Source organism: Galbibacter sp. (assembly GCF_035306585.1).
Taxonomy (GTDB): Bacteria; Bacteroidota; Bacteroidia; order Flavobacteriales; family Flavobacteriaceae; genus Galbibacter.
In genome coordinates this window covers 1-4,434 of sequence record NZ_DATGNU010000045.1, presented here as the reverse complement: position 1 = coordinate 4,434, position 4,434 = coordinate 1, and the positions used below count along the sequence as shown (strand labels likewise).

Below are 4,434 nucleotides of genomic sequence, written 5' to 3'. Positions count from 1 at the left end.
CAAAAAGCATTTCCAATTTTGTAATACTTTAAATGTTTAAGTTATGTTGGAAAAAAGCTTCGGGTTGCTGTTCTTTCTGAAACAACCCAAATCGAGGAAGAGTGATATACGGTACGTTTATCTTCGGATAACAGTGGACGGACATTCAAAGGAATTATCTACCAAACGCATTTGGCACCCTGACAGATGGAATCAGTCCTCAGGACGGGCTATCGGTACAAAAGAAGACGCCAGAAGCCTGAATGCCTATTTGGATGCTTTATGTGCACAAATTTACCAGGCAAAAGTAAAGCTGATCGAATTAAACAAACCTGTAACAGCAGAAAACCTAAAAAATCACATTACAGGTCAAGGCAATGACAGGAAAAAGCTGCTGGAGATTTTTAAAGAACATAATTTACAAATGGAAGCTTCAGTAGGCAAAGAATATGTCTTTGCCACTCTACAGCGTTACCGTACTGCTCATGACCATGTGGAAGCCTTTATTCAATGGAAGTACCAGACCACCGACATCGATAATGGTTGGATGAGACAAACTCATTGTTCTAAACAGATACGTTTTCAGCTTGGAATAACTACTAGGATAACGAATAAGTTTGAACGGTTTACCATTTTCATAAATCATTTCCGCTAAGGCACCTACACATCCGACTTTAGGATGGCTATTCAAAAAATCAACTTGTAATTGAAGTCGATTGGGAAGAGCAATATCATCTGAATCCATCACAGCAATGTACCGGCCCTTTGCTATTGCCATACCTGTGTTTCGGGCTACATAGTTGCCCTGATTTACTTCATGTTGTAAAACCTTGATTCGTAAATCCTTAAACTTTTTTATTTCTAACAAAGTATTGTCATCTGAACCATCGTCTACAATTATGAGTTCAAAATCACTAAATGTCTGACAAAGCATACTATCAATAGCCTCTCCAATAAATTTTTCACGGTTATGAGAGGGCATAACTATGCTAACAAGGGGTTTAAGTGCCATACTGTCTGACTACCAACTACTATTGCCTCATTGAGCCTGCTTTACTTATAAAAGCAATAACAACAAAGATTAAGGCTAAGAGAAGAAAATATAAGGAAGGAAGGGTAAATATATTAAGGAAATTAAACAGGTCATGATAAACCGATAGAAATTTTGAATATTTATTCAGAAAAAGGAGCAGGCTCGCTCCAAAAAGAATAAATAAAGTCAAATCAGTAAAAACTCCATTTGAAATTAGTTTTTTCTTGATGATAAGGCTTTGAACCATTACCAAGGGAAAAACGAACAAAATAAGGAGAAGTATTAAGAAGCCAATCCACAAATATGCTTTCTCAGTTACGAATCTACTTACAACAAAAAAGTATACAATAACCGATAGAAAGAATAATATAATGGCATATCTTCTCGATTTACCACGACCTGTAATCGCCATGTTTATTGCAAAAATTTAAGCTACTTTTATTGTCATTGGTAAGGATCTGCATTATAGGCATCCCAATACTGATCCCATAAATTATCTAAATAGGCTCCAGCTGTAGCACTTCCGACCGCACCAGCGGCGCCACCCCATGCACCACCTGGACCATATTCCAAGGCACCACCCAAAGCTCCGCCTCCGCCAAAAATCCATGTGCTTAAGTCGCTTAACGCATCCACCGCAGCATCTACGGCCGCACTCATATCAAAATGGATATGACGCCTACCACTATTATCTGTCCAGAAAGTAATTGTAGCTCCGGAAGTTTCACCTTCGACGACTAGGTCTACCGAGGCGGATCCATAAACTGTGATCTCAATTGGAGCAAGCTCAATCGGACATTCATCTGTCGTAGTTCCATCAGGGTTTACCCAAACGTCTCCAGGGCCTTCACCACCTCCTTCATTTCCATAATACCCATAATAAGAAGGATCTGTTGGCTCCGGTTCTTCTTCTTACCATACCCGGTACCTCCCATAACGGTTCTCATTTCTTGCGGATTCATAGGAAGATTTTCCACCACCAGTCATCGATAGTAAATCGTCTTTTCATGTTGATTGATTTTAGGTTTTAATAAAAAAAATCGTATAATGGCGGCATTATATATAAAAGTTTTTAATATCCAAAGAAAATATTATATTCTCTAAAAAATTCTAAAAACACCGATTATAAACCAATATATACTCATACTTTGTTTAATTTTTTCCCCCATGACTTTCAGCTGGACCGAATGGACTGCGGGCCGGCTTGCCTTAAAATAATTAGCCGATTTTATGGCAGGTATTACTCTTTACTATTAGCGGACACCCTCCGTATGGTCTCAATTTAGGGGAGTATTATAGCGTTCCAATAAAAAAAATTTCATTGCTCTAGAAATTTTTTTATATATTAGTTATTCAAATGTGATAGGAAACATAGCGTGTTTGTAATAATTTATTTTAAGCGCATTACGTCCGTTCTTTGTTTATTGTCACTTTTCTCTGCTACGTAATTTATTACATTCTTTAATATAACAATACTTATTCCAACCAAAAGGAGGACTTCTGCTATTTCCATGAATGCACATTAAAAGTCCTATGCCTTCTACAATCCAGTGCCACCACATAGCTCAGTTTAAATCTTTTGTTAACTGAACATAAAAATTATGGAAAAGTTAAATTCTTACAGATTTCAAAAGCTAGCCTTAATCGCTCTATTTTTGTTATTCCTGTTATTTTCCAAGGATGTGAAGACAATTTAGTGTCGGAGGGAGAATTACAGCCTGAAGATCAAGTTAAGCCTCCATTGAAGTCGGCTGATAATTCGTTAAATCTAAGCGATACCTTAAAGAGTAACCTTGGCCGATTAATGAATTCACTAAAAGCTGCGGCTCCAGAACATCGGTTCAAATTGATTAAGCAGTTTGAAACGAAATATAACATTGAGTTGGCAAGTGTTTCTCCTGCTGCTTACACAACCGCAAGCTCACCCACTGCTCAGGAATTGGCTGCAGTAGAAGTGGTAGGACCGCAATCCATGAACATGTATGCGAACACCCATCCTAAGACAGAAGTAAAGGAATGGACAGTTGTTAAAAACAGAGCTGGTTGGTGGTTTGTCAAAGCTTACGATCAGCTACACTACGGTTATACAATTCATTCCGTTCAACACATGGGTTCCCAAATGATTGGAATAACCGGAGGAGTAGTAAGTTGGTCAGAGACGTACAGTAGAGTTCTTTTAGATTATCTGGTTGGAGCATATGCATTTGTAGAAGTCACCGGCGACCTGCAAAATTATATTATTGGGCATACCGAAATACGTAATTATATCCATTATAGGGCCAGTGCCGGATCCTAAAAAGTGATAAACTAATACACATAGGGTAAAAATGATAATACCCAAACTTATTCTCTCATTAAGCTTACTCTTTTTGGGCTTGATGCTTATTTTTAAACTGTTTAACCACTCGGAACAGCAACAAAGGTATGAAGGATATGTGCACATATCCAGTAAAATATCTCCGGATTTAGAGAAAATTCCGGCAAAGGAAGTTATAACTTATCCCAGCTTAATTATTTATGGAGATTATATAATAGAATTCATCCTAAGGGAGAATTTCGTGGATGGATCCTATATCGGTTCCGACACGACTGGCTATGTGTTCGTCAATATGAATAAGGGGACATATGTTCAATATGCAAGCTTAGACTCAAACGCCGAAGAATTAGCTAAGGGAACCTTAAAAGATAGAAAAAGTGGATATACCTTCTATTATAAAGATTTATTTAAGGATGCTTTGAACCTGGTACTAAAAGATACGACAATTAACGGAGAAAAATGTAAAATAGCTAAGGCTGTGGATGATAATGCTAAATTTCATTTGACCGCAATGATAAGAAGTCGGCCTTCCAATTTCCCTGTACAATTTAGCAAATCTCTTTCAGACAAGACAAATGGCGGATTTGTATTTCAATTAATTGCTGTTAATACTAATGAGGGAGGAATAATTAACAGTGAAATCAATTATGAACAAAAAGAATTGTCCGGGCACATGCATACGGTTATCGAAGCCTGGAAAGCACGATCGGATTAAACTGAGGTACTCCCCATTTTCAGGACCAGTTTCTCTAAATTTTAATTGAATTTAAAGTCATTCGTTGTTGTAGTGGTGTGGGATTGTGGTAAACTCGGAGGAGTTTTCCACAAATCCACGCCTTTTTCTCCTTTGCTTCTTTTCTCTTTTTTGTCATGATCGCCCATTTTGTGGATAAGCCTTCAGGCTGCCGGACGGCTCAGGTATAAACTGGCTGGTTTTCTACGCCCGATCCCCTGATGAGATTTTTGAAAGTTGTACCGGTAGAAAAAAGCCCGTAGTCCCTGTTCCAGTTCCCATCCATCCTGCGCGGGGTTCAAATACACGTAATCGTATTTGACCGTGCGCCACAGCCTCTCAATGAACACATTATCAATCGCTCTTCCTTTA

7 protein-coding genes and 1 pseudogene are annotated in these 4,434 nt (G+C 38.2%); 3 read left to right on the top strand and 5 right to left on the bottom strand.

All coding sequences use genetic code 11. The features are described 5' to 3' along the window. Positions 1-43 precede the first annotated feature (43 nt). Positions 44-322, top strand: a pseudogene (locus VKY50_RS12720) (Arm DNA-binding domain-containing protein); the annotation flags it as partial. 120 nt (positions 323-442) lie between these two features. On the opposite strand, the gene VKY50_RS05065 reads toward VKY50_RS12720, so the two are convergent. The 3 genes from VKY50_RS05065 to VKY50_RS05055 all read right to left on the bottom strand — a co-directional run bounded on the left by VKY50_RS05065 (position 443) and on the right by VKY50_RS05055 (position 1,974). Beyond that, complete coding sequence (locus VKY50_RS05065; protein WP_324299514.1) at positions 443-991, bottom strand: glycosyltransferase family 2 protein; 549 nt, start codon at positions 989-991, stop codon at positions 443-445. Between the two features lie 465 nt (positions 992-1,456). Beyond that, the gene (locus VKY50_RS05060; protein ID WP_324299512.1) at positions 1,457-1,672 is read right to left on the bottom strand and encodes a hypothetical protein; all 216 of its coding nucleotides are present in this window, start codon (positions 1,670-1,672) and stop codon (positions 1,457-1,459) included. Positions 1,673-1,836: 164 nt separating this feature from the next. After that, positions 1,837-1,974: a hypothetical protein gene (locus VKY50_RS05055; protein WP_324299510.1), complete on the bottom strand. Its 138-nt coding sequence runs from the start codon at positions 1,972-1,974 to the stop codon at positions 1,837-1,839. Between the two features lie 842 nt (positions 1,975-2,816). Here VKY50_RS05055 and VKY50_RS05050 point away from each other — a divergent pair. Beyond that, entirely contained in the window at positions 2,817-3,308 is a 492-nt protein-coding gene (locus VKY50_RS05050; protein WP_324299508.1) for a hypothetical protein, read from the top strand. 31 nt (positions 3,309-3,339) lie between these two features. After that, positions 3,340-4,044: a hypothetical protein gene (locus VKY50_RS05045; protein ID WP_324299506.1), complete on the top strand. Its 705-nt coding sequence runs from the start codon at positions 3,340-3,342 to the stop codon at positions 4,042-4,044. Positions 4,045-4,078: 34 nt separating this feature from the next. Here the strand turns inward: VKY50_RS05045 and VKY50_RS05040 are convergent, their stop codons facing one another. Both VKY50_RS05040 and VKY50_RS05035 read right to left on the bottom strand, forming a co-directional pair. Next, positions 4,079-4,201, bottom strand: a complete 123-nt coding sequence (locus tag VKY50_RS05040; RefSeq protein WP_324299504.1) for a hypothetical protein — start codon at positions 4,199-4,201, stop codon at positions 4,079-4,081. A 25-nt stretch (positions 4,202-4,226) separates the two neighbouring features. Then, the coding region (locus VKY50_RS05035; RefSeq protein WP_324299502.1) for an integrase core domain-containing protein at positions 4,227-4,434 on the bottom strand (208 nt) is incomplete at its 5' end.

Coding starts and splice junctions, on each gene's coding strand:
- VKY50_RS05065 (WP_324299514.1), bottom strand. CDS start 991: ATGGCACTTAAACCCCTTGTTAGCATAGTTATGCCCTCTCATAACCGT.
- VKY50_RS05060 (WP_324299512.1), bottom strand. CDS start 1,672: ATGAGTGCGGCCGTAGATGCTGCGGTGGATGCGTTAAGCGACTTAAGC.
- VKY50_RS05055 (WP_324299510.1), bottom strand. CDS start 1,974: ATGAATCCGCAAGAAATGAGAACCGTTATGGGAGGTACCGGGTATGGT.
- VKY50_RS05050 (WP_324299508.1), top strand. CDS start 2,817: ATGAATTCACTAAAAGCTGCGGCTCCAGAACATCGGTTCAAATTGATT.
- VKY50_RS05045 (WP_324299506.1), top strand. CDS start 3,340: ATGATAATACCCAAACTTATTCTCTCATTAAGCTTACTCTTTTTGGGC.
- VKY50_RS05040 (WP_324299504.1), bottom strand. CDS start 4,201: ATGACAAAAAAGAGAAAAGAAGCAAAGGAGAAAAAGGCGTGGATTTGT.